Below are 23,942 nucleotides of genomic sequence, written 5' to 3'. Positions count from 1 at the left end.
CTCAGGACGGTGTGGACGGGGTGATTGTGTGCTTGTCCACAGAAGTTTCCCCCGCCCCGTGCACAGGATCCGGGGAGTTCTCCACAGCTGAGGGCCGGTCATCCACACGGCCTGTGGATAACCAGATTGGCGGACGGTGCCCACGGGCCTACCGTGGTCCGGCGCCCGCCGCCCGTTTCCGGCCTGAGACGACGTCCGAACTCGACGCGCCGTAACCGGAGTCGGGCGTCTCGATTGTCAGAGCTGTGCCGTAAGAAGGAAGCGCACAGCAAGGTCCGCGCCGCGGACGGGAGGAGGTGCCGGGGTGAGCATTCCCGAGCCCATGGAAGACCCTTGGGCGGGCTCCGGCCCCAGCGACCTGCTGCCGGCCGCCCGCTCCCGGCGGCCCGACGGCAAGGGCCGCGGCCGCGGGGACCGGCCGGACCGCGACGACGACGGCGGTTCCTGGTCCGGCGGCTTCGAGCGGGTCCCCCCGCAGGACCTGGACGCCGAGCAGTCCGTGCTCGGCGGCATGCTGCTGTCCAAGGACGCCATCGCCGACGTCGTCGAGGTCCTCAAGGGCGAGGACTTCTACCGCCCCGCCCATGAGCTGGTCTTCCAGGCGATCCTCGACCTCTACGCCAAGGGCGAGCCGGCCGACCCCATCACCATCGCCGCCGAGCTCACCAAGCGCGGCGAGATCGGCCGGGTCGGCGGCGCCTCCTACCTGCACACCCTCGTCCAGTCCGTCCCCACGGCCGCCAACGCCGAGTACTACGCCGAGATCGTCCACGAGCGCGCCGTGCTGCGCCGCCTGGTCGAGGCCGGCACCCGCATCACCCAGATGGGATACGCAGCGGACGGCGACGTGGACGAGATCGTCAACAGCGCCCAGGCGGAGATCTACGCCGTCACCGAGCAGCGCACCAGCGAGGACTACCTCCCGCTCGGCGACATCATGGAAGGCGCCCTCGACGAGATCGAGGCGATCGGCTCCCGCCAGGGCCAGATGACCGGCGTGCCGACCGGCTTCACCGACCTGGATTCCCTCACCAACGGCCTGCACCCGGGCCAGATGATCGTGATCGCCGCGCGTCCCGCCATGGGTAAGTCCACCCTCGCGCTGGACTTCGCCCGCGCCGCCTCCATCAAGAGCAACCTCCCCAGCGTGATCTTCTCGCTGGAAATGGGGCGCAACGAGATCGCGATGCGCCTGCTGTCCGCCGAGGCCCGGGTGGCGCTGCACCACATGCGCTCCGGCAGCATGACGGACGACGACTGGACGCGGCTGGCCCGCCGGATGCCGGACGTCTCCGCGGCGCCGCTCTACATCGACGACTCGCCCAACCTGTCGATGATGGAGATCCGCGCCAAATGCCGCCGGCTCAAGCAGCGCAACGACCTCAAGCTGGTGGTCATCGACTACCTCCAGCTGATGCAGTCCGGCGGCTCCAAGCGCGCCGAGAGCCGCCAGCAGGAGGTTTCGGACATGTCCCGTAACCTCAAGCTGCTGGCCAAGGAGCTGGAGCTCCCGGTGATCGCGCTCTCCCAGCTGAACCGTGGCCCCGAGCAGCGCACGGACAAGAAGCCGATGGTGTCGGACCTCCGCGAATCCGGTTCGATCGAGCAGGACGCCGACATGGTCATCCTGCTGCACCGCGAGGACGCCTACGAGAAGGAGTCCCCGCGCGCGGGCGAGGCCGACCTGATCGTGGCCAAGCACCGTAACGGCCCGACGGCCACGATCACGGTGGCCTTCCAGGGCCACTACTCGCGCTTCGTGGACATGGCGCAGACCTGACGCGCCTGGTTGTAGGGTCTCAAATTTCGTGTCGGAATCTCAGCACCGATGTCGGACGAGAGTCGGATGCGACATGGACTTGAGACTCGCAGGTCGTGACCATCACCCGTTCGACCGAATCGCGCCTGGAACTCGCGCGGCTTCTGTACGCAGACTTCGCCCCCTCAGTGCACGGCATCGTGGCCCAGCCGTTCCTGCTGAAGACCGTGGTGGAGGGGAAGGCCCGCGAGCACATCCCGGACTACTTCCTGACCACCGAGCATGCTCCGGTCGTCGTTGACGTCAAGCCGCTGCGGCGGTTGTTGAATCCGGTAGTGGGCTTCACCTTCGCATGGACTCGGCGGGCTGGAGTCGCGAGGGTGGGTTTATGAGGTGTGGAGTGAACCGCCGGAGGCGGAACTGGAGAACATTCGCTTCCTGGCTGGCTATCGACGCTCTTGGCTGTTCGACCCGGTGATCTTGGAAGAGACACGCCGTGCTGACCTGGACGGTGTCACGTTGGGAGACGCTGTCCGGCGTGTTCCCGGCCATGCCGAGCCGCGGGTGCGGGCCGCAATCCACCACCTGCTGTGGAGGCAAGAGTGGAGGACGGATCTCACGCGCCCGCTACGGCCCTCGACGGTGCTGGGGAGGCCGGTGTGAGCGGCGCCGGAACACGGGTCGGTGTCGGGACGCGCTTCCTTTACGACGGCGAGGCCGTCGAGGTGGTCGAGTTGGCCGCGACGACTGCGGGCAACGAGGTCGTCCTGAAGGACGGCCGCGGCCGAGTCCAGCGCCTGTCGCTAAAGGAACTGCTCCTTTCCGACCGCGCTTGCGTGCTCCCCGACAGCCCGGGGCTCTGGGGGAGGAGATGCCGACGAGATCGCCTCGGTGGTGTTGGACCAGCTCAACGATGAAGAGCGAGCACCGACGGCCGAGCGGGCCGGCCACATGCGGGAGGTGCTGACGGGCTACCGGTCGGGCAGCTCGGAGTTGACGGCCGACGGTGAGCCGCGGGACGAGTACACCGCGGCCACGCCGATGGAGGCCAAGAAGGCGGCCAAGGCGGCGGAACTCGGAGTCACGGTTCGCACCGTTGAGCGGTGGCTCGCTGCCTTTCGCGACCAGGGCGAGGCGGAGGATCGGAATGCTGAAACGGGAGACCGGGCACCCGCTCTTCATCCGCGCAACCACGGCATCACCAATGAGACTGACCCCACTCGGCGAAGCTGTTGTCGCAGCGATCCACTCGGCGACGGGACCAGAGGTGCCGCACCCCTGCTGACCGCACGCTAATGCGGCGTCTCACCGACCCAAACTGGCGGCCTTGATCGCGCGTTGCGCGAAAACGTCCTCCCTGCGGTCTTCCATCTGCCGCAACGCGTCCTTGCGGTCCCGCTTGGAGAGCCGATCAAGATACGTGTGGCCGACGAGGTGATCGGTCTCATGCTGCAGGCACCGGGCGAAGTATCCCAACCCCTCAATGACGAGACGGTTGCCGTCCTTGTCGAACCCACGAGCGACAGCACGATCGGTGCGGGGAACCGCCATGGCGGCACCGGGCACGGACAGACAGCCCTCGAATTCGTCAACGAGTCGCCGACTCCCTGGATCGGGCAGGTCCAGAACCGGGTTGATGATGTGACCGACATGCCGGATTCCATAGTCGTCCGGGCAGTCATACACGAATAGGCGCAGGTCAACGCCAACCTGGTTGGCGGCCAGGCCGGCACCGTCGGCGACATACATGGTCAGGAACATGTCGTCGATTAACGCCGACAACTCCGGAGTCCCGAACTCGGTCACCTCCCGGCACGGACGGCTCAGCACCTCCTCGCCCACGACCGTGACCCTGCGAACCGAACCCCGTCCCGCCTCTGGCGGCAGAGCCGGATAGGTGTTCACCGGGCGGCCTTGAACACGGACTCGTCGGTCGACGGAACGGGACCGCTGGTGACGAACAGACATGGCTGTCTCCCTTTTGCGCACGCCACAGATGCCGCGGAGGTCACCGCAGCTGATCACCTTCAGCAGGACTACTGCTTGCCAAGCTCTTTGCAAAGTAGCAGACTTTGCAAAGTGACTGAAGATGACGTCAACACCCCGGACGGCCAGGCAGCCGGCAGCGGCGAAGAATTGCGTGAGCACGAAGTCCGCACAGCCCTGCTGGACCTGCTCGTCGAAGTCGGCACCGTCACGGCGACCGAAGCCGCCTCCCGGCTGGGTTACAGCTCTGGCCTCTGCTCATTCCACCTACGCCAGCTCGCACGCCACGGATACATTGAAGAAGCCCCCCACCGCGGGGGCCGCGCACGTCCATGGCGTCTGAGGCAGCACCCCCCCGCTGCCGACCGTCCCATGGCGGAGGAGCAGTTCGGCGACTTGGCTCGTGGGCTGGAGGACGAAAGCTGGCAGCGATGGCTGACCCAGCGAGATGAAGCGCCGTCCGAATGGCGCCATGACGAAGCCTTCAGCGCAGTTGCCTACCTGACACCCGAAGAGATGAGCCGGGTCGCGGACGTGATCCGACGGGCCCTCGCGCCCTACCAGGACCGCGAACAACGCCCCTTGGCCCGGCCCGACGGCGCTCGACCGGTGGCCCTCATCACCCGACTGTTCCCCCTGCTTCCCCACACAGCAGACGGCGCGGACCAGGACTGAGGAGTGGTCGGCCGTTCTGCACTCACTTGAGGAAATGACACGACGCTGAGACAGCAGGCAGATGACACGACGTGAGACAGCCTGAAAACGTCCAGGTCACCGCGTCACCGCATGACACGGCGGCTGAGAACCTACACCTGGTGCCGTTGCGCCTCGGTTTTCGCGGCACGATCTCAGCTCCGATGGCACATCGGCGGCACTCGTGCCGTCTTCGTGAGGCTCGCTGGTGACCCGTCCGGCCACCGATGTTCCGCTGACACCCTTGGCTGCACGGGCCAGGGCCCGTGGGTCGGGGTGCGAGGGGCAGGGCCATGGCGACGGCGGCGAAGGTTGCCGAACTCAGCGTGGGGCTACGGACCTTGAGGCGGCGGATCGCCGAGTTCCGGGAGCATGGGGAGGCTGGACCCGCTCTCCGGAACCGGCCGACCCGGTTTGCTTCAGCCAGGTTGGAAGAATGCGAGCAATTTCTGGGCGGCGTCCGGCGCCATCAGCAATTCCTGTATGTCCGCGGACATCCGGGCGGCAGCGCCGGTGCGCTCGAACATCTCGCGCTCGTATTCCTTGACGGCGGCGGGGAAGTCGTCCGGGTGCGCGGCCAGCGCGAGACCGAGCAGGGCGCCGTCGAGCAGCGCCATGTTGGCGCCCTCTCCCACCGGCGGCATCAGGTGCGCGGCATCGCCGAGCAGCGTGACGCCCGGCGTCGACGGCCAGGTCAGACCGATCGGGAGAGTGGTGATCGACCGCGGCACGACCGTGTCGTCGCAGGCCGCGATCAGCGCGGTGAACCGTGCGTCCCAGCCGTCGAGCAGGTCGATCAGCCGCGCCCGGGCGGCGGCCGGGTCGTCGAACGGGATCCCGCTGGTGGCGAACCAGTCCTCGGCGGTGTGGTAGAAGCTGAGGCCGATGCGAACGCGGCCGTCGCCGTTGCGCTGCGCCGCCAGGGACAGTCCGTTGCCGAGCACCCAGTAGGTGCCGCGCCCGACCATCGCCGCGAGGCCGGGGTGCGTGCGGTCGATGTCGGGAATGCCGAGTTCGACGACGTTCTGGCCGATGTGTGTCGGACGGGCGTCGGTGAGCAGCGCGCGGACCCGGGAGTTCGCGCCGTCAGCGCCGACCAGCAGGTCATACGTCGCACTGCTGCCGTCAGCGAAGTGCAGCAGGCCGTTGTCGGCGGATGCGTACGCGCGCCCCCAGCGCACCATGTCTTCGGGGAGGGAATCCAGCAGCAGATTGCGCAGATCGGCGCGGTCGACCTCGGGTCGCTCAAGCGGGGCGTCGTCGGGCGTGTCCTCTTGGAGCAGCAGGGTGCCATCCGGCGTGAGGAGACGCATGTCCTGGCCTTCACCACGGGCAATCGCGTGGAACTGGTCGATCAGGCCGGCCTCGCGCAGTGCCCGCTGGCCGGAGTGGATGTCGAGCATGCCGCCCTGACCACGCGCACCGCGTGACGATTCCCGTTCGTACACAACGGCGTCGAGGCCGTTCACGTGCAGCACCCGGGCAAGGGCCAAGCCGCCCAAGCCGGCTCCGACGATGGCGATGGTCATGGTCGTCTCCCTCTCGATACGCCGTACTGATCGATACACTGTATCGCCACGATGCGATGTATTGTTAGCGGCATGTTGGTGTGGGAGAGGCCGGAGCCGCCGAATCGACCCGTGCCGGTCCCGTTGAGCCGGGAACGGATCGTGCGAGCGGCGATCCAACTGGCCGACGCGGACGGCCTGGACGCGGTCTCGCTGCGCAAGGTCGCCACCGCGCTGGACGTCCGTCCGATGCGGCTGTACGGCTACATCGCCAGCAAGGAGGAGTTGCTCGACCTGATGGTCGACGCCGCCCACGCCGAGATCCGACCGGTCGGAGACGGCTGGCGGGAGGTCCTCCGGTCTCTTGCCGAAGCCACTCGGCACGCCGCTCACGAGCACGAATGGCTCGCCGATCTACTGGGTGGCCGACCCCAGCTCGGGCCGCACGCGCTGGCCAGCGGGGAGAACGTGGTGGCCGCACTGGGCGACGTCGACGTGGACGCCATCATGCCGGTGGTCGCCGCAGTCAACGCGTACGTGATCGGCGCGGTGCGTCGGGAGATCGCCGAGCGGCGTGCCGAGCGGGCCACGGGGATGGGCGAGAAGCGTTGGCAGGCCTCACTCGGGCCCTATCTGGAGCGCACCTTCGCCACTGGCCGATTCCCCGCGCTGGCCACGGTGGTGCGCGATGCCGCCCACCTGGACGCCGACCACACCTTCCGGATCGGCCTCGACTTCCTGCTCGACGGCATCGAAGCCCGCATCTCAAGGTGACGCGCGGCCGCAGGACCGGACCGGCCATAGCGCCAGGCCGGCGCTGATGCGTTGAAGTGTCGCAACCTCTCCAAAGCGCCCGGAACTTGATGAAGTGCCATGGGCTGAGGCTCAAGCCGCCTCACGTCCCGTGAGGCAAGCCGGGGATCTGCCGGTCAGCTGAGATCAACCTGCCACGCGGTGCGAGGCCCTGCACCTGGCGCGTGACGGCTCCCCCTCCTCAGCCACCCCGCGGTCACCGCGTCCGCCCAGCGCACTTTCTCCTGCTCCGCCGTGACGTCGGCCGACGCCTTGCCGGCATAAGGCGGTCCCAGGTGCGTTGCCCAAGGCGGCAGCGTGGGCGGCGCCTCGTCGACGGTCGTGATCCGGGGGGGGGCGGCCCCGGCTTTGACCTTCAGGTTGGTTGAAGCTCCAGAATCCCGAGCATGGACGACACCGGCGAACTGTTGAGCATCGGCGCGTTCGCGCGGCAGGTGGGCCTGGCGCCGAGCGCCCTGCGGTTCTACGACGACTGCGGGGTGCTCCGGCCGGCCCAGGTGGACGACGCGACGGGCTATCGGCGCTACGCCGCAGGCCAGGCGGCGCGGGCGGTGAAGCTGCGCCGGCTTCGGGAGGCGGGGCTGCCGCTGGTGGATGTCGCGGTGGTCCTGGACGGTCCGCAGGACGCGGCCCGGGACGCACTCCGTGAGCATCTGGAACGGATGCGGCGGACTGCCGACCAGGCGCATGCAGTGGTGGCGGGGTTTCTGCGCGACGTGCCCGACGAGGCGACGCATGGCAACGGCTGGGCGCGGGCCCGGGTGGGCGGTGCCGAGCTCGCCAGCGCCGTCCGGCAGGTGGCGCCGGCGGCCGCGCGGGGTGCGACGGCTCAAGAATTCCCCGTGCTGGGTTGTGTGGCGCTCGAACTCGCCGATGGTGAGGTGCGGTTGATCGCCACCGACCGCTATCGGCTGGCGGTGAGGGTGCTACGGCCGGAGGAGTTCGCGGGCGGACCACGGCAGATCCTCATCGGTGCGGACACCGCACGGAGTCTGGCGGAGTGGGCCGTACGGCAGGTGGCGGTGGATGTGGAGTGCGGCGGGACGACGGCGGGGGTTCGACTGCGGAGCGGGGCGGACGAAGCGGACTGGCGCGAGGTGCCGGAGTTCGGCGACATCGTGGGTGGTGCATCCGGCTGGGCGACGCTCCGGACCGGGGATCAGGCGAGGTTTCCGGACTATCGGCTGGTGCTCCAGGACATGGGGCAGGAGGGGCATCGACTGATCGTGGACCGGGTGGGGCTGAGGGACGCGGTGGCAGGGCGGTCGGGGGTGGTGTCGTTGTCGATCGCTGGCAGGGACGAGCGGCAGGGCGGCGGGCGGACAGAGACCCCAGGAGGGCAGCGGGCCGTTTCACGTGAAACATGCGACGGATTGCTCGATGTTTCACGTGAAACGGCGGGCGGTGCCCCGGAGGCCGAGGCCGTCCAGAAGCTGGAGGTGACGGGCGGTGCCAGACAGCCCGTCCGGCTGAGGGCCGTCCTCACGGGAAGTGCACTCCAGATCGCCTTCGACCCGGCCGTCCTTGTGCCTGCCCTAGAGGCAGGAGTTGGGCCTGACGTGCTGGTGGAGATCGTCGCGGCGGACCGGCCGGTCGTGGTCCGATCCGCCGACCAGGGAAGTTTTACGACGCTGGTGATGCCTGTACGGGGCGGTGGAGGCCATGGGGACGGTGCCGGCGGGAACCCCGTCGAGAGCGATGGCGAAGGGGAGGACTGAGGGCCAATGGCGGAGGAGGGGAGCGGGAGGATGAATCCGGAACTGCCCGTGGTGCGGTTGTGCGGGGAAGGGATGCAGGCCGAGGCGGAGGGGCGGGCGGAAGCCGCGCGTGAACTCTTCCAGCGGGCTTGGGATATTGCCGCGGACGACTATGAGGCGTGCATCGCCGCGCACTATCTCGCGCGGCATCAGAAGTCGGCGGAGGAGACGCTGCGGTGGAACCAGGAATGCCTTGACCGCGCCGATCGCGTCGCGGACGAGCGCGTTCGGGAGTTCTATCCGTCGTTGTATCTGAACATGGCACACGCCTACCGTCGGCTCGACCGCCCCGCACTCGCTCACTACTTCTTCCTGCGAGCTGCGGAACGGGCGAGTGACGCCCCCGGAGGCCGACACGACCAGCGCGACCAGAGTGATCAATACGGCCACCACAGCCAGTACAGCGACTGGAACCGTTTTGCCATCGCGGAGGGGCTACGGGCGACCGCCGATGCGGTCCCTGCCGAAGCGCCGGAGGCCGACACCCTGCCCGGCGCCGCCCCGCCCCAGCCCCTCGATGCCGAGGTGGACGGACGTATCCGGGAGTTGGTGGCACGTTGGTGTGCGCGGGCCGACCTCAAGGCGCTGGGACTGACGCTCCCGGCGTACCTCGGCTACCTCGGAACGGAAGCGGACCGCGTACGGCTCCGGTCCGCGCTGCACATGGTGCATGCGGCACGCTGGCTGCCGGCGGACGAGCAGACCGAACTGGGCGCGGTGATCGGGGCGACGGCGCTGCAGTGAGAGGTGAGGATAGGGGCCGGCCGAGTCGGACCCGTCGCTGAGGAGCGTGCCATGACCATCACCCAGTCCGCGGAGTCACACGAGCCCGCAGCGGAGGTCCCCCGGCCGGTGGGCCGGGGGACGGTAGGGGCCGAGACCTCTGAAGCGTTCACGGAGCTGTTGCCCCAGACGCGGCGGGCGCTGCTGCACCGGCTGGCCGTCGGGCAGGCCGAGGGACGGGCGCCTTCGATGGTGGGTGCGGTGGTGCGCGGTGGCCAAGCGGTCTGGTCGGGGAGCCGGGGCTCGGTCGAAGGGGAGGTGCCGCACGGCGATGTGCAGTACCGGATCGGCTCGCTCACCAAAACTCTGGTCGCCGTCCTCGTGATGAGGCTGCGGGACGAAGGGCTGCTGTGTCTGGACGATCCCGTGGGCAAGCACCTCAAGGGCACGCCGGTGCCGGAGGCCACGATCGCCCAACTTCTCTCCCACTCCTCGGGGTTGACGGCCGAGCCGCGTGGCCCGTGGTGGGAGCGGACGGCGGGCGAACTGCGCCCCGAGCCGGCCGATCTGTTCGATGACCGCCCCCAGCGGCTCGTGGCGGGACGCCGGCACCACTATTCCAACCCGGGATACGCTCTGCTCGGAGCAGTGGTCGAACGGCTTCGGGGCGGTACGCCCTGGTACGAGGTGCTGCGGGGCGAGGTCCTCCAGCCCCTGGGCATGGTCCGTACGACGCAGCAGCCCGAGGCGCCCCACGCGAACGGCTGGGCGGTGCATCCGTGGGCCGATGCGGTGCTGCCCGAACCCGCCCACGAGACCGGGCTGATGGCCCCGGCGGGGCAGCTGTGGTCGACACCGGAGGACCTGTGCCGCTGGGCGGCGTTCCTGTTGCGCGGTGACGACCGGGTGTTGAGCGCGGCGACCGTGGTTGAGATGCGCATGCCCGCGGTGCCGCCGGAGGAGCACGGCTGGGACGCCGGGTACGGGCTGGGGATCCAGCTCGTACGCAGGGAAGGGCGCCGGCTGGCCGGCCACACCGGGTCGATGCCCGGGTTCCTGGCGGCACTGTGGGCCGACCCGGAGGAGGACGTGGCGGCGATCGTGCTGGCGAACTGCACCTCGGGGCCTGCGGTCCCCACCATCGCTGCCGATCTCGCCGGGATCGTGACCGCGCATGAGCCCCGGATCCCCGCGCCATGGCGCCCGCTGTCCGGACCGCTGGACCCGGAGCTGCTGGCGCTCACTGGTCCCTGGTACTGGGGCGCGAACCCGCATGCCCTGCGACTGCGGGCCGACCGCGAGCTGGAACTCGCTCCCCTGTCCGGTGCGGGACGGGCCTCGCGTTTCCGGCCCCAGGACGACGGCACCTGGACCGGCCTGGACGGCTACTACGCGGGCGAGACGCTGAAGGTGGTGCGGGACGAGCAGGGCTCGGTCAGCCATCTCGACCTCGGCACCTTCGTCTTCACCCGGGGCCCCTATGAGCCGTCGGGACCGGTGCCCGGCGGAGTGGACCCGGAGGGCTGGCGGGTCTGAAGCCCGTACGCGGCGGCGCGGTCTCCGGACGTACAGTCGAATCCGATGTCAGGAGCCGCGCCGATGCGGCTCGCTACCGCTGGAAGGCCCCATGACTGCCGTGTCTGATCCGACCGCGAACACCGTTGGCCCCGACCTGCTCGACCTGCCGCCCCTCACCGCGGCCCACTTCGCGCGCATCGAGGACAAGGTCGCCGCGCTGATGCGCACCCGCTGCGACGTCGTGACGATGCAGGGTGAGGCGCTGCTGCCGCTGGAGGCCTGCATCCGGTCCGCCGTACGGCCCGGCAGCACTGCCCTCAACATCATTACCGGCCCGTACGGCGAGACCTTCGGCGGCTGGCTGCGTTCCTGCGGGGCCGAGGTGGTCACCCTCTCCGCACCGTTCACCGGGGCGGTCGACCCGCGGCAGGTGGCCGAGGCGCTGCGTGAGCACCCGGAGATCGACTTTGTGAGCCTGGTGCACGCCGAGGCGGCCACCGGCAACACCAACCCCGTCGCCGAGATCGGCACCGTGGTGCGGGAACACGGCGCGCTGCTGATGCTGGACGCGGTCGCTTCGGTCGGTGCGGAGCCCCTGTTGACCGATGAGTGGGGTGTGGACCTGTGCGTCATCGGCGGACAGAAGGCGCTGGCCGGGCCCGCCGGAGTGTCCGTGGCCTCGGTCAGCGCCCGGGCGTGGGAGCGGATCGCCGCCAATGAGCAGGCTCCGCGGCGTTCGTATCTGTCGCTGTGGGACTGGAAGGAACGCTGGCTCGACGGCGGTCGCACGGCTCTACCGCACGCGCCGGCCCAGCTGGAAATGCTCGCTCTGGAGCAGGCGGCGGACCGTATCGAAGCTGAGGGGCTGGACGCGGTCATCACCCGGCATCGGGCAGCGGCAGCGGCGACCCGGGCCGGCGTGCGGGCCCTGGGGGAGCTGACCCCGTACGTCGTGCGTGACGAGGACGCGGCGCCGGCCGCGACAACCCTGCGTGCGCCCGAGGGAGTCGACGCCCGGGAGATCGTGGCTGCTGCGCTCGCGGTGGATGGAGCGGTACCCGTGCAGGCCGCGGCGGGCACGCTGGCCAAGGAGATGATCCGGGTGAACCACTACGGCCGTGCCGCCGACCTCGCCGTGGTGAGGGCCTCGCTGGGGGCGCTGGCCGGCGGGCTTCGTACGCTAGGTATCTCGGTGGATGCCGAGGGCGCAGCCGTTGCGGCGGGCGAGGCATGGGACGAGGTGTCCGCCGGCTGAGGAATGTCGGACGTGGGCCGCGTTTCACGTGAAACACGGCCCACGCGGATGCGCCATGCACCGCCGTTTCACGTGAAACCAGCTCACTCGCTCGGGCCCGGGGTAGCCGAAGTGCTCCTCAAGGGGCCCGTTTTCATGCGCCAATGTCCCTGCACCGCAGTGCAGTTGGACTCCGCCCGCTGCGGGTGCGCAGACGAGGAGACCGGCCCGATCGGGCGTACTCCGGTGGCGCGCCAGGTGCTGTAGCGACAGGCTGAATGCTGGAGATCTCTACGCGCTGGAGGTTCGCTCCGCAGCGATCCGGCGGCTCTCACTTATGCCGAGCCCGGCTCATGAGGTCGACCGCGCGCCCGTCCCCGCTACCTCGCCGTGAGTCCCTTAACGATCATGTCCAAACGCTCTCATAGAATCGGAATGAGCGACCCGGTTGGAAGTGCGGGGTGCGCGAAACGGTCGGCAGGGGTCTACGGGAGGTCCGGCGATGGCGGCGAGCGGTGCCCGGCACGGTCATGCGCCCGCGCGTGCTGATGCCCGGCGCAACAGGGCACTGGTGCTCCAGGCGGCCCGATCGGCCTTCGAGGAACAGGGGTTGGGGGTGCCGCTCGGGGAGATCGCGCGCCGGGCAGGGGTCGGCGCCGGCACCGTCTACCGCCATTTTCCTTCCAAAGAAGCCCTGTTCAAGGCGGCGGTCGTCGAGCGGATCGAGCTCTTCACGGACACCGCAAGGGACTTGCTGGATGTCGACGACCCCGCCGAGGTCTTCTTCCGCTACCTGTCCTCGGTGGTGCGCCTTGTGTCACGGAACAAGGCGTTGTGTGAGGCGCTGGAGGCGGCCGGCACGGGTCACTTCGCGCCCTCGCCGGACGTCGGGCGGGACTTCGACGAGGCGTTGGAATCCCTGCTCGCGAGGGCCCAACTCGTCGGCGCGGTACGGCTGGACGTCGGGCTGGCCGACCTCAAGGCGCTGCTGCTGGGCTGTCTCGCGATGGAACAGGCCCGGTCCGGATCGGGCGACGACGGCGGGGTGCCGGGCCGGATGACGGCGCTGATGTGTGATGCGCTGCGTACGCATAGCGCCGTAACGGAACTGCCTGGTTCGCCTGGAAATCGTAACGAAACACGATGCGCGCAGTGCGGGGCGGTGATCGAACCGGCGCGCACCGGCAGACCCGCGCGCTACTGCGGCGCGGCCTGCCGGCAGCGGGCACACCGGGCGCGGGGCCGCACCCGGGCGGAGGTGAGGCCGTCCCTCACAGCGTCAGCTTGAACCCCAGGTGGGAGGCCTCGAAGCCGAGGCGCTCGTAGAAGCGGTGGGCATCGACACGGGTGGCGTCGGAGGTCAGCTGCACCATCCGGCAGCCCAGCGCGCGTGATGTGGCGATCGCCCACTCGATGAGCTGGGTTCCGAGGCCGCTGCTGCGTTCCTCGCGGTGCACGCGTACACCCTCGATGATCGAGCGAGTGGCGCCGCGCCGGGACAGGCCGGGGATGACCGTGAGCTGGAGCGTCCCGATCGTCCGCCCGTCGCGCGCCGCGACGATCAGGTGCTGGTTGGGGTCGGCGGCCAGCGCCGTGTAGGCGGCGACGTACGGAGTCATGTCGTCCGGCGATTCACGGGTGGCGCCCAACGGGTCGTCGGCAAGCATCGCGACGATGGCGGGCAGGTCGGCCTCGGTGGCGCGGCGTATCTCGATGTCGCTCATGGGCGCGACCTTATGCTTCAACGCCTCCACCGCACCGGCCTGGCCGCCGAGCAATCCCGCGGTGACAACAGCCGGTCAGCGCCGCCCTGTCCCCTCGTCGGTCAGTCCTGCGACGACGGGGCGAGCGTCTGGACCGCGGTGACGAGCGGTGCCAGCTCTGGTCGCTGGGCGGCCTCCTGCAGGGCCTCGCAGAGCGCCCCGTCATGCGTCGGGCGGGCCTCCACCAGGAGGGCCAGCCCGTCGGGCGTGACGTTCGTATAGATGCCACGCCGGTCGTCAGGGCACAGGTAGCGGGACAGCAGGCCGCGGTCCTCCAAGCGGGTCACGAGGCGGGTGGTGGCGCTCTGGCTGAGCACCACCGAGTCCGCGACCTGGTTCATCCGCAGATGCCCGCCCGGCCCGTCGTGCTGCTCACTGAGGACGTTGAGCACCGAGAACTCACGGACGCTGAGGTCGTGCTGCGCCTGCAGTGCGCGTTCGATGTGCGACTCGATGCGGCCGTGGAGAGCCGAGAGCGCGCACCAGCCCTGGGCCAGGGAGGGGGTGGCCGCCGGCGGACAGCCGGGCGCAGCGGTCTCAGCCTGGGCCTCGGCGGTGCCCGGGGTCTCCGGCCCCGTGGCCGCCACCTGCGGGGCGTCCGCCCTCGCGGCCTTCGCCTGCGGCCGAGCTGCCTGCTTCTCGCGCGTCTGCTGCGTCATCGAAGACCTCCTCATGGGGCGCACGATCCAGGATAGGGCACGAGTGAAATATCCGGCGCTTGCAATTAACCCGCGTCTGCAATTATTGTGGACGCTCGTAAGGGACGGACACAACCATTCGAAGGGATCCGTCATGCCTCTCGCACTCCTGGCTCTTGCCATCGGTGCTTTCGGGATCGGAACGACCGAGTTCGCGGTCATGGGTCTGCTGCCGGACATGGCGGCCGGCTTCGACGTGTCCATCCCTCTCGCCGGATACGCGACCACCCTCTACGCCCTCGGTGTGGTCATCGGCGCTCCGCTGATGACGGCGCTGGGCACCCGCTTCACGCGCAAGCAGATGCTGATGCTGTTGATGGGCCTGTTCATCGTGGGCAATCTGCTCACGGCCGTCGCGCCCAGCTTCTGGATCATGCTCGCCGGCCGGATCGTCTCCGCGTTCACGCACGGTGCGTTCTTCGGTATCGGCGCCATCGTTGCCGCCGACCTCGTCGCCCCTCAGAAGCGCGCCAGCGCCATCTCGCTCATGTTCAGCGGCCTGACCGTCGCCAACGTCGTGGGCGTCCCGGCAGGCACCATGCTCAGCCAGCAGTTCGGCTGGCGGACCACCTTCTACGCCATCACGGCGCTCGGCGTGATCGGCCTGCTCGGCATCATCAAGTTGATCCCGGCGCAGCAGGCGAAGGCCGCCTCGCGCATCGGCAGTGAGCTCGCGGTCTTCCGGAACCCGCAGGTCGGCCTGGCGATGCTGATGACGATCCTCGGCTTCGGCGGGGTCTTCGCCGCGGTCACGTACCTCGCCTCGACGATGACCGAGGTCACCGGCTTCGCCCCGTCCTCCGTCATCTGGCTGACGGCCCTCTTCGGACTCGGCATGGTCGGCGGAAACCTGGTCTCCGGCCGCTTCACCGACCGCGCCATGATGCCGATGCTGTATGTGGCGATGACCGGCCTGGCGCTCTCGCTGGCCGCGTTCACCTTCACCGCGCACAACAAGATCGCAGCGACGATCACCATCGCGCTGATCGGCATCTTCGGCTTCGCGACCGTGCCACCGCTGCAGAAGCGGGTCATGGACCAGGCAGCCGCCGCGCCCACGCTCGCCTCGGCCGGCAACATCGCGGCCTTCAACTTCGGCAATGCGCTGGCCGCTTGGCTCGGCGGGCTGGTGATCTCGGCCGGCCTCGGCTACACGGCAACCAACTGGGTCGGTGCGCTGATGACCACCGTTGCGCTCGGGGTGGCGATATTCGCCCATGCCCTGGAGCGGCGTCAGACGGGCCGTGGCCAGGTCGTGGCCGCGGGCGGCGCCACCACGGTCGCCGACGAGCCCCTGGCAGCGGCGCACCACTGAGGCCCGTGGTGGCCCCGTACCAGTACGGCCGGCAGAGCGCAGACCACCGCACCGCACGGACAGCACCGCGGTTCCCCGCTGCACGAGCTGCCGCAGGGCCCTCCCCTCCCGGACCCCGCGCACAAGCGCCACGCGCACGGTCACCCGCAAGACCACCGGTACGACCCACCCCCGCACTGGTACGGCCCGACGGGCTCTTCCACACGCTGCCCACGGCGCTGGACCGGCCGCTGCTCTTCCTCGCGGGCGGGGTGCCGCTCCACCGCGACGGCCGGCTGATCGGCGCGATCGGCTTCGGTGGTGGCGCACCCGACCAGGACCATCGGATCGTCCTCAGCGTGATAGCGGAGGCGGGCCTGGAGTGAGCTGGATCGGGCGGGAGCGGGACGCCCGACTGCCGTGACCACAGATCGCCTCTGACTACAGATCGTCCCTAACGACAGGGCACCTCTGACGACAGGGCACCCCTGACGGCGGTTTGCTGCTGACGGCCGAGTGTTCCAGGCGGCGACGGCCGTGAGGCTGCGAGGGCCGACCGGCCGCCCGTCAGCTGATGCCCGCGCCCGCCCTGCCGTTCCCCGGCATTCGGTGGGCGCGGGCCCGGCCGCCCGGTCCTCGCGCAGCTCCTCGCGCAGCTCCTCGCGCAGCCGGCGTCCGCGGCCGGTCGGCCCCCAGGGTTTGAGGACGGAGATCGCAGTGAGGAAGAAGCAGGTGGCCGAGGCGACCGCCGGTGCGATGACGAGGCCGATGTCGGGGACCGGAGTGCCCGTGGCGGCCTCGGCGGCGAGACGGTCGATGCCCGGACGGAGCGCGAAGACCGAGAGCAGCACCGTGACGAGCGTCAGCCAGAACTTGACGTAGACCCAGCGGTGCCGGGCCAGCCCCCAGGGGGTGCCCAGCGACAGCACCAGGCCCGTGAACAGCGCACCGAAGGCGAGGGGGAGGATCAGCCAGTCACCGAAGACCTTCATTGCGCGGTAGGCGGCGGCTGCCATCTCGGGGGAGCTACTGGTCCAGCCCGTGATGCTGAGCGCCAGCAGCCCGAGCGTGAGGCCGAGCCAGCTGACGGATACGGCGACATGAAGCACGAGGAGGGCCCGGCGGGCGGGCCGGCTGAGCTGCTGCATACCGTCCACGGTCCCGACCCGGGCCCTGCGGTACATCTGCCGCCGGGAGTATCCCCGTATACGCGCCTCTGAGTACGGCCTGCAATAACGGCGGTTCGCGGCGCCGCAACTCCCTGCCTCGTCCCACTCCTCTCCGCTCCCCAGTTGGTCGCCGTCCTCGTCCCGCCCCCAGTTCGTCGCCGACCCCGCCCGCGCCCCGGTGAGCAGCCGACCCCCGCCCCCCTCTGCGCCCCTGCCCCCTGCCCCCTGCCCCCTGCCCCCGTGATCGTGGGGTGGTTACGCTCCCGGCATGGGGACGCTGCATCTGTTCGATATGGACGGGACGTTGCTGTACGGCTCCGCGGCCGCCGTGGAGATATCCCGGCAGCTCGGCCTTGATCGGGAGATCGCCGAGTTGGAACGCCGATTCGCCACGGCGGAGCTGACACCGGTGCAGTTCGCGCAGCTGGCCTGCGATCTATGGGCCGCCGAGCTGACCGAACTTCAAGTGGCCGCCGCCTTCGACGGCGCTCCGTGGCTCGCCGGAATTCGGGAGGTCTGGGCGGATATCCGCGCGCGCGGCGAACGATGTGCGGTAATTTCCCTCTCGCCCGGCTTCTTCGTCGAGCGGCTGCTGGACTGGGGAGCCGACACGGCCCACGGTTCGCGCTGGCCCGCCGTGCCGATCCGGGTGCCGGTGGATCCGGACGGCATCCTCTCGTCGGCGGCGAAGGTGCGGATCGCCGATGAACTCTGCGTGCAGTACGGGCTGACCCGGGAGGACTGTGTGGCGTACGGCGACTCCATGTCGGACACCGAACTGTTCGCGGCGGTGCCCCGGTCCGTGGCGGTGAATGCCGACCATCACGTCAGTGACCTGGCCTCTTTTGCCTACACGGGGCGTGATCTGCGAGAGGCATACGCGCTGGTCCGTACTGGCGGGTAATTCCGCGCTGTCCGCGGCGGATTCAACCGTGTGTGCGCGAAAAATGCGCTCTGTGCTGAGGATCACGGATATCGGAGGGGCGTGCGGAGTGTTCCAAGATCAGGGCTTGTGGTTTCAACTACTGCCGGTATGGTCGAGTCCGGCTTGGCGGGGGTGAGGGCTTCCGTGGGTACGCGAAGACGCGGGCAAAGCTCATCAGCCTAGCGGTGAAGTGGCCCGTCACACCCGGACTTCCGACTGTTTGTCCGTTGTGCTGAGCGGGATGGCATGCTGCTGACGCGGCATCTGCTCCGCATTGTCGCAGGGAAGTGAGATTTGTCCGCTTTAGAGGATGTTGCCGGAATCGCTTGAGTCGATTAAGAATTCCGGTCAGGGCGGGGGAATTCCGGGCAGTTCCGGTCTACGGAAGTGCGAAGACGACCGAAAGACGTTCGAGGCGAGGCAGACCATGGACGCTCCGACCACCACATCGGCCGATAGCGGCTCTTCTGGCGGCAGCAGCGGCGATTGGGGTTGGTTCACTCCGCCGGCGAAGAAGTCCTCCGGGGAACAGCAAGAACAGCAGGAACAGCAAGAACAGCAGCAACGGCAGAATGTCCGGGACCGCCAGGATGTGGACGGCCAGGGCAGCCAGAACGGCCAGAGCGGCCAGGATGGTCAGTATCAGGGCGGTCAGCGCCGGGACGGTCGGCAACAGGACGGTTGGGGCCGGAGTGCCTCATACGGAGGTGGCCGAGCCGAGGCCGAGGACTGGGGTAGGGGCAACGGCCAGGATGAGCCCGACGGCCGGGGCGAACGCGACTACCGCGGCCTGCAGGGCGGGCGTCATGCGCCGAACAATCCGAGCGCCCCGAGCGCCCCGAGCGCCCCGAGCGCCCCGAGTACCCCGAACACCCCGAATGCCTGGAACTCCCCCCATCCTCCCCACGACCGGGAGCGGATACCCAGCCGGCCGGTCAACCCGATCCGGCCGGTAGGCACCGCAGCCGATCGTGGGACGGAGCCGCCGCAGGCTCCACAGCCGTACCGCGAGCCGCCCAACCCGTTTGGTGAGCCCGGCCCCGAGTACGGCGACCCCACTCGCCCGTACGGAGAGCCTGCCCACCCGTACGGCGACCCCGCCCGTGCTTATGTGGACCCCTCGCGCCCCTATGGCGAGCCGGTTCATCAGCCAGCCCCCGAGACCCACCGCCAGCCGTTCCCTGAGTCGGCCCCCGAGACCCACCGCCAGCCGTTCCCGGAGCCGGCCCCCGAATCCCACCGCCAGTCGTCCCCCGGACCCACCGGCCGGCCGGCTCCGGCGCCCCGCCGCCAGCCAGCTGCGGAGGCCACCGGTCAGCCGGCTCCAGAGGCCGCCCGACGTCAGTCCGCCGAGCCGCCGTCCCGCCCCTCCGTATGGGAGCGCGGCGCCGCTCGTGACCACGAGCCCGAGCCCGAGCCCGTCCACGAAGCGTTGCGCCACACCGCAGCGGCGCCCACCCACAGCACCACCCCAAGCCCCGACGCCCCTCGCCCGGCCAACCCCAACCCCGTGGCGTCCGGCCCCAGCGCCCCAGCCCCCGGTACCCCCGCCCCCGGTACCCCCGGCCCCAGCACCCCCACACCCAGTACCCCCGCCGCTCCCCCCGCTCCCCCCGCGCCCCAGCCCTCCCTCGCCGCACTCGATGCCACGGTGTCCGAGGAGTCCGCTTCGCCCGATGCGATCCTCATTCGCCGCACCATGGCGGAGATCGAGCCGGTGGCCGACAAGGTCACCTCGTACTTCTACGCGCTGCTCTTCGTCCAGCACCCGGACCTGCGGGCCCTCTTCCCGGCCTCGATGGACACCCAGCGCGACCGGCTGTTCAAGGCGCTGCTCACCGCGGCCAAGCACGTCGACGACACCGAGATACTCACCGGCTACCTCTCGAACCTCGGCCGCGGCCACCGCAAGTACGGCACCCAGCCCGACCACTACCCCGCGGTCGGCGAGTGCCTGCTCAGCGCGCTCTCCCGTTACGCCACGACCAGTTGGGGCCCGGAAGTCGAGGCCGCGTGGGTGCGCGCGTACACCGCGATCTCCCAGATCATGATCGACGCGGCCGCCGAGGACGAGGCCGTGGCGCCCGCCTGGTGGCAGGCCGAGGTCGTCTCGCACGAGCTGCGCACGCCCGAGATCGCGGTGGTCACGGTCCGCCCCGACCAGCCGTACCCGTTCCTCGCCGGGCAGTACACCAGCATCGAAACGCCCTGGTGGCCGCGGGTCTGGCGGCACTACTCCTTCGCCTCGGCGCCGCGTTCCGACGGCCTGCTCTCCTTCCACGTGAAGGCGGTTCCGGCCGGCTGGGTCTCCAACGCCATGGTCCACCGCGCCCGCCCCGGCGACGTCCTCCGGCTCGGCTCACCGGCCGGTTCGATGACCGTCGACCACACCACCCGCAACGGCCTGCTGTGCGTCGGCGGCGGCACCGGCATCGCGCCCATCAAGGCCCTGATCGAGGACGTCGCCGACCACGGCATCCGGCGCCCGGTCGAGGTGTTCTACGGCGCCCGCAGCGACCACGACCTCTACGACCTCGACACCATGCTGCGTCTGGAACAGACCCACCCGTGGCTGTCGGTCCGCCCGGTCGTCGCCACCGGGCCCGCGGTCCGCGGCGGGACCAGCAGCGAGACCGGTCAACTCCCCGATGCGGTACGGCAATACGGGCCCTTCCGGGAATACGACGCCTATCTTTCCGGGCCGCCGGGCTTGATCCGCAGCGGTGTGGACGCTTTGGTGGGGGTCGGCATTCCGTCCGACCGCATACGGCACGACTCGGTGGAAGAGCTGGTCTCGGTAGGGGATTGAGATCTTGGCAGAGCACGGCGAATACGGGCCGACAGGGGAGGCGCGGGGGATGCAGGACGTGCCGCAGGGAGAGCGTCCAGGGAGCGACGGTGAGCACCTGGTGCAGCAGAGACTCGGCACGACCGAGCGTGCCGACCGGTTCTACCGGGACCAGGTGCTGGACCACCTCAATACCCGTATGCAGGAGTTCGTCGCACGGCAGGAGATGTTCTTCCTGTCCACGGCCGACCGGCACGGCGAATGCGATGCGACGCTCCGCGCCGGGCCGCCCGGATTCCTGCAGGTGCTCGACGCACACACGCTGGCGTACCCGGAATACCGGGGCAATGGCGTCATGGCGTCCATCGGCAACATTTCGGAGAACCCCCGTCTCGGCCTGCTGATGGTCGACTTCACCCGGGACCGCATCGGTCTGCACGTCAACGGCCGGGCCCGGGTGGTGATGGACGAGGAGATGCGGGCCGGCTATCCCGGTCTGCCGGTCGATCCGGTTCCCGGACGGCGTGCCCAGTTGTGGGTCATGGTCGAGGTCGAAGAGGCGTACATCCACTGCGCCAAGCACATTCCGCATCTGCAGAAGGTCCCGCCACAGCAGCGCGGGGCCCGGGCCTGGGGCACCGACGACTTCAAGCGGAAGGGCGGTGACTTCTTCGGCGCGGCGGCCGAGGCGAGCAGCCGAGCACCTTTCCGCCGCCCGGAGCGCAAGAACGAGCACCTCCGGGGCGGTCTGCATGAGGACCGGCAGGACGAGGCGCCAGCGGCGTACGGGACCGGAAGCCGGGCCGTGACCCGGAGAGGAAACGGAAACGGTAGCGGAAACGGTTCAGCACCCGAAGACACCGCGCTCCCCGGCCTCGGCCCCTCCCAGGCCTCGGCGGCGGGCTCGCGGTCCGATGCCGAGGTGGCTGCCGTGCCGGACCGGGACGACTTCGTGGCGGAGCTGAACGCGGAGTTCCTCGACCGGGTCGAGCGGGTGCTGGCGCGTGCCCAGCCGCGTCGGGCGGCGGAGGACGAGCCGGAGTTCCGCGGCTGGTTCGACCGACGCGACGCCTGAGTCACGGCCCCTGCCGCAGCCCCTGGCCACAACCTGGGCGCCCTCAAGACAGGCCTCACGCCAGACCCAAAACAGAGCTCACCCCCGGCCCAAGAGCCAGACCTCACGCCAGGCTCATGACAGGGCTCGCCAATCCCAGAACAGGGCTTCCCCATCCCAAAACAGGGCTCTGCAGGCCCAAGACAGGGCTCACGCCAGGCCAGGTTCACGCCCAGCTCAGGGCTCAGCGTACGGAAGCCGATCTCACCCCAGATCCGGCGCGTGCATCGCCCGTACGCCCTCGATGTTGCCGTCCAGATAGTGCCGCAACGACAGCGGGACGACCTCGACGGAGGCGATGCCGACGCGGGTGAACGGCACCCGCACGATCTCGTAGTCCCCGCACGGCTCGTCGATCTCGGGGCCGTGCCGACGGGCGGGGTCCATGGAGTCGAGCCGGCAGACGAAGAAGTGCTGGACCTTCACACCGTCCACCCCACCGTCGCTGAAGTGCTCGACGGTGTCGACGAAGACCGGGACCACGTCCTTGATCTTGGCGCCCAGCTCTTCGTCCAGCTCCCGATGGAGCGCGTCGACGACCGTGGCGTCCTCCGGCTCAACGCCGCCACCAGGAGTGATCCAGTACGGGGCCCGTCCCGGCTTGGTGCGTTTGATCAGGATCAGGTCCTCGCCGTCGAGCAGGATCGCGCGGGCGGTGCGTTTGACGACTGGCCGTACGGTCATAGTCGACAGATGCCGCAACCACGCCCTGGTGAAACCCCTGCCCCTCCCTCACCAGCCCGCAGGGCACCGCGTCTCGTCACCGGACCAACCGATTCACCAGCCAGCGGCTCGCCGTCAGCCAACCGGCCACCGCGACCCGCTGCGAGCCCACCGAGCTCCGCTTGCTGGTCGCCAGCCCACCCGGTCACCGTGGCTCGCCCCCAGCCCATCCGGTCACCGCGTCTCGTCACCAGTCGACCGCGGACCGCAGCAGCCACTCGTGGGACCGGGCGATATGCGGCAGCCCCAGCGTCCCGGTCCGTACGGCGAGGAAGTACGTGCGCAGCGGGGGCACAGGAGGCTCCAGCAGCGCCACGACCTCGCCGCACGCGAGCGACTCGGTGCACAGATAGCGCGGCAGCACGGCCAGCCCTGCCCCGGCCGTCACACACGCCAGCACCGCGCGGAGATCGGCGGCGATGACGGCGGCGGACGCCGCGGGCTCGGCGTCGAAGACCTCGGCCCAGTAGCGGGCGATCAGCGGCAGGCTTTCGTGGACGTCGACGAGCGGTACGGATTCCAGTACGCGGACGCCGCCCGCCTGCAGCACGGCCGGCCCGCCGAACTGCGCCGACCAGGACGGTGCGGCGATCAGTACGTGCTCCTCGTCGCACAGCGCGGTGGCGGTCAGCAGCCCGCCGCGCGGCCGGGTGGTGGTGACGGTCAGATCGTGGTGGCCGGCCGCCAACCCGGTCAGCAGCTCGTCCGCGGAGCCGAAGGCGGTGCGTAGGGAGAGGCCCTCGGCGATGAGCGGAGCCAGCGCGGGAAGCGCGCGGTGGGCCATGAACTCCGGTGGGCCGGCGAGATGCAGGGTGCGGGTGACGGACTCCCGGTCGAGCCCGGCCTCGGTGATCTCGGTGAGCGCGTCGAGGTGGGGTGCCACTTTGTGGGCGAGTTCGTCGCCGACGGTGGTCGGCGTGACACCACGGGCGTAACGGAGGAAGAGCGGACGGCCCAACTGCCGTTCCAGCGCCCGTATCTGGCTGGTCACGGCGGGCTGGGACAGCCCGAGTAACGCCGCGGCGCGGGTGAAGGAACCGGCTCGGTGCACCGTGACGAAGGTGCGCAGCAGAGCCAGATCCATCCCGTACCTCCTGCGTCCTTCGGAAGCCTGGTCGCGAGCCAGCCATAAAATTGCGGATAGGGCTGTGTCTCTAGCGTGATTGGACACTGACGCTCAGTCAACTAGCCTTGTTCGAGCGGTTGGTTTCACGTGGAACATTCGGTTTCACGTGAAACACGTGGCGGCGCGCACCACACAACCGCGGCCGGCAGGGTGACGAGGGGGGATACCCTGCCGGCCCCTCGCATGTGGCGCCCGGGAAATGGCCGTTCGAGCTGCTGGCGTGTTCGAGGGGGAGCCGAGGCCGATGCCAACGCGCGGACGATGTCAGCTTCGGTGCCGGTGCCGGTGCCGGTGTCGGTGGCGGTGGCGGTGGCGGTGCCGGTGGCCGGGCGGCCCGGGACGCGGCCTCAG

Annotated in this window: 20 protein-coding genes and 2 pseudogenes; 15 read left to right on the top strand and 7 right to left on the bottom strand. The window is 69.7% G+C overall.

Annotated elements, in window-relative coordinates; genetic code table 11:
- Positions 1-304 precede the first annotated feature (304 nt).
- From dnaB to AB0G35_RS02370, 3 genes are all read left to right on the top strand, one after another.
- On the top strand, positions 305-1,780 hold the full coding sequence (dnaB, locus tag AB0G35_RS02380) for a replicative DNA helicase (protein ID WP_360942374.1): 1,476 nt from the start codon (positions 305-307) through the stop codon (positions 1,778-1,780).
- A gap of 95 nt (positions 1,781-1,875) precedes the next feature.
- Complete coding sequence (locus tag AB0G35_RS02375; protein ID WP_360942372.1) at positions 1,876-2,151, top strand: hypothetical protein; 276 nt, start codon at positions 1,876-1,878, stop codon at positions 2,149-2,151.
- A gap of 499 nt (positions 2,152-2,650) precedes the next feature.
- Positions 2,651-3,055, top strand: a complete 405-nt coding sequence (locus tag AB0G35_RS02370; protein WP_360942369.1) for a hypothetical protein — start codon at positions 2,651-2,653, stop codon at positions 3,053-3,055.
- 9 nt (positions 3,056-3,064) lie between these two features.
- On the opposite strand, the gene def is transcribed toward AB0G35_RS02370, so the two are convergent.
- The gene (gene def, locus AB0G35_RS02365) at positions 3,065-3,727 is read right to left on the bottom strand and encodes a peptide deformylase (RefSeq protein WP_360942366.1); all 663 of its coding nucleotides are present in this window, start codon (positions 3,725-3,727) and stop codon (positions 3,065-3,067) included.
- Between the two features lie 111 nt (positions 3,728-3,838).
- Between def and AB0G35_RS02360 the strand changes: the two genes are divergently transcribed.
- Positions 3,839-4,420 carry a winged helix-turn-helix domain-containing protein gene (locus AB0G35_RS02360; RefSeq protein ID WP_360942363.1) on the top strand — a complete coding sequence of 194 codons (582 nt, stop codon included), beginning with the start codon at positions 3,839-3,841 and terminating at the stop codon, positions 4,418-4,420.
- A gap of 437 nt (positions 4,421-4,857) precedes the next feature.
- Here the strand turns inward: AB0G35_RS02360 and AB0G35_RS02355 are convergent, their stop codons facing one another.
- Positions 4,858-5,967, bottom strand: coding sequence for an FAD-dependent monooxygenase (locus AB0G35_RS02355; protein ID WP_360942360.1), 1,110 nt, complete (start codon positions 5,965-5,967; stop codon positions 4,858-4,860).
- 72 nt (positions 5,968-6,039) lie between these two features.
- Between AB0G35_RS02355 and AB0G35_RS02350 the strand changes: the two genes are divergently transcribed.
- The 6 genes from AB0G35_RS02350 (at position 6,040) to AB0G35_RS02325 (ending at position 13,279) form a co-directional block, all read left to right on the top strand.
- Positions 6,040-6,720, top strand: a complete 681-nt coding sequence (locus AB0G35_RS02350) for a TetR/AcrR family transcriptional regulator C-terminal domain-containing protein (protein ID WP_360942357.1) — start codon at positions 6,040-6,042, stop codon at positions 6,718-6,720.
- A gap of 425 nt (positions 6,721-7,145) precedes the next feature.
- Positions 7,146-8,477, top strand: coding sequence for a MerR family transcriptional regulator (locus tag AB0G35_RS02345; RefSeq protein WP_360942354.1), 1,332 nt, complete (start codon positions 7,146-7,148; stop codon positions 8,475-8,477).
- Between the two features lie 30 nt (positions 8,478-8,507).
- Complete coding sequence (locus tag AB0G35_RS02340; protein ID WP_360942351.1) at positions 8,508-9,260, top strand: hypothetical protein; 753 nt, start codon at positions 8,508-8,510, stop codon at positions 9,258-9,260.
- A 51-nt stretch (positions 9,261-9,311) separates the two neighbouring features.
- Positions 9,312-10,775, top strand: a complete 1,464-nt coding sequence (locus AB0G35_RS02335; protein ID WP_360942348.1) for a serine hydrolase domain-containing protein — start codon at positions 9,312-9,314, stop codon at positions 10,773-10,775.
- Between the two features lie 91 nt (positions 10,776-10,866).
- The gene (locus tag AB0G35_RS02330; RefSeq protein ID WP_360942345.1) at positions 10,867-12,012 is read left to right on the top strand and encodes an aminotransferase class V-fold PLP-dependent enzyme; all 1,146 of its coding nucleotides are present in this window, start codon (positions 10,867-10,869) and stop codon (positions 12,010-12,012) included.
- A gap of 481 nt (positions 12,013-12,493) precedes the next feature.
- Positions 12,494-13,279 carry a helix-turn-helix domain-containing protein gene (locus AB0G35_RS02325; protein WP_360942342.1) on the top strand — a complete coding sequence of 262 codons (786 nt, stop codon included), beginning with the start codon at positions 12,494-12,496 and terminating at the stop codon, positions 13,277-13,279.
- On the opposite strand, the gene AB0G35_RS02320 is transcribed toward AB0G35_RS02325, so the two are convergent.
- A complete protein-coding gene (locus tag AB0G35_RS02320; RefSeq protein WP_360942339.1) occupies positions 13,263-13,715 on the bottom strand; it encodes a GNAT family N-acetyltransferase in 453 nt (150 codons plus the stop codon). The two genes, AB0G35_RS02325 and AB0G35_RS02320, sit on opposite strands and share 17 nt — an antisense overlap.
- A gap of 101 nt (positions 13,716-13,816) precedes the next feature.
- Positions 13,817-14,251, bottom strand: a complete 435-nt coding sequence (locus tag AB0G35_RS02315) for a MarR family transcriptional regulator (protein ID WP_360943073.1) — start codon at positions 14,249-14,251, stop codon at positions 13,817-13,819.
- Positions 14,252-14,546: 295 nt separating this feature from the next.
- Here AB0G35_RS02315 and AB0G35_RS02310 point away from each other — a divergent pair, with 295 nt between their 5' ends.
- A complete protein-coding gene (locus AB0G35_RS02310; RefSeq protein WP_360942336.1) occupies positions 14,547-15,767 on the top strand; it encodes an MFS transporter in 1,221 nt (406 codons plus the stop codon).
- Between the two features lie 179 nt (positions 15,768-15,946).
- A pseudogene (locus AB0G35_RS02305) lies at positions 15,947-16,132 on the top strand (heme-binding protein); the annotation flags it as partial.
- 276 nt (positions 16,133-16,408) lie between these two features.
- Here AB0G35_RS02305 and AB0G35_RS02300 read toward each other — a convergent pair.
- Positions 16,409-16,894 (bottom strand): annotated as a pseudogene (locus AB0G35_RS02300) (DUF2269 domain-containing protein); the annotation flags it as partial.
- A gap of 289 nt (positions 16,895-17,183) precedes the next feature.
- On the opposite strand from AB0G35_RS02300, the gene AB0G35_RS02295 reads away from it, so the two are divergent.
- The 3 genes from AB0G35_RS02295 to AB0G35_RS02285 all read left to right on the top strand — a co-directional run bounded on the left by AB0G35_RS02295 (position 17,184) and on the right by AB0G35_RS02285 (position 21,703).
- Entirely contained in the window at positions 17,184-17,819 is a 636-nt protein-coding gene (locus AB0G35_RS02295) for an HAD-IB family phosphatase (RefSeq protein ID WP_360942333.1), read from the top strand.
- 448 nt (positions 17,820-18,267) lie between these two features.
- Positions 18,268-20,649, top strand: a complete 2,382-nt coding sequence (locus tag AB0G35_RS02290) for a globin domain-containing protein (RefSeq protein ID WP_360942330.1) — start codon at positions 18,268-18,270, stop codon at positions 20,647-20,649.
- A gap of 100 nt (positions 20,650-20,749) precedes the next feature.
- Positions 20,750-21,703: a pyridoxamine 5'-phosphate oxidase family protein gene (locus AB0G35_RS02285; RefSeq protein ID WP_360942327.1), complete on the top strand. Its 954-nt coding sequence runs from the start codon at positions 20,750-20,752 to the stop codon at positions 21,701-21,703.
- 243 nt (positions 21,704-21,946) lie between these two features.
- On the opposite strand, the gene AB0G35_RS02280 is transcribed toward AB0G35_RS02285, so the two are convergent.
- Positions 21,947-22,426, bottom strand: coding sequence for an NUDIX hydrolase (locus AB0G35_RS02280; RefSeq protein ID WP_360942324.1), 480 nt, complete (start codon positions 22,424-22,426; stop codon positions 21,947-21,949).
- A gap of 226 nt (positions 22,427-22,652) precedes the next feature.
- Positions 22,653-23,549 (bottom strand): LysR family transcriptional regulator, encoded by an 897-nt coding sequence (locus AB0G35_RS02275; RefSeq protein WP_360942322.1) that lies wholly within the window; start codon positions 23,547-23,549, stop codon positions 22,653-22,655.
- Between the last annotated feature and the right edge of the window lie 393 nt (positions 23,550-23,942).

The organism is Streptomyces sp. NPDC021749 (assembly GCF_040640655.1).
Classification (GTDB): Bacteria; Actinomycetota; Actinomycetes; order Streptomycetales; family Streptomycetaceae; genus Streptomyces.
The sequence above is the reverse complement of the archived record's forward strand: the minus strand, read 5'-3'. Positions and strand labels throughout refer to the sequence as shown.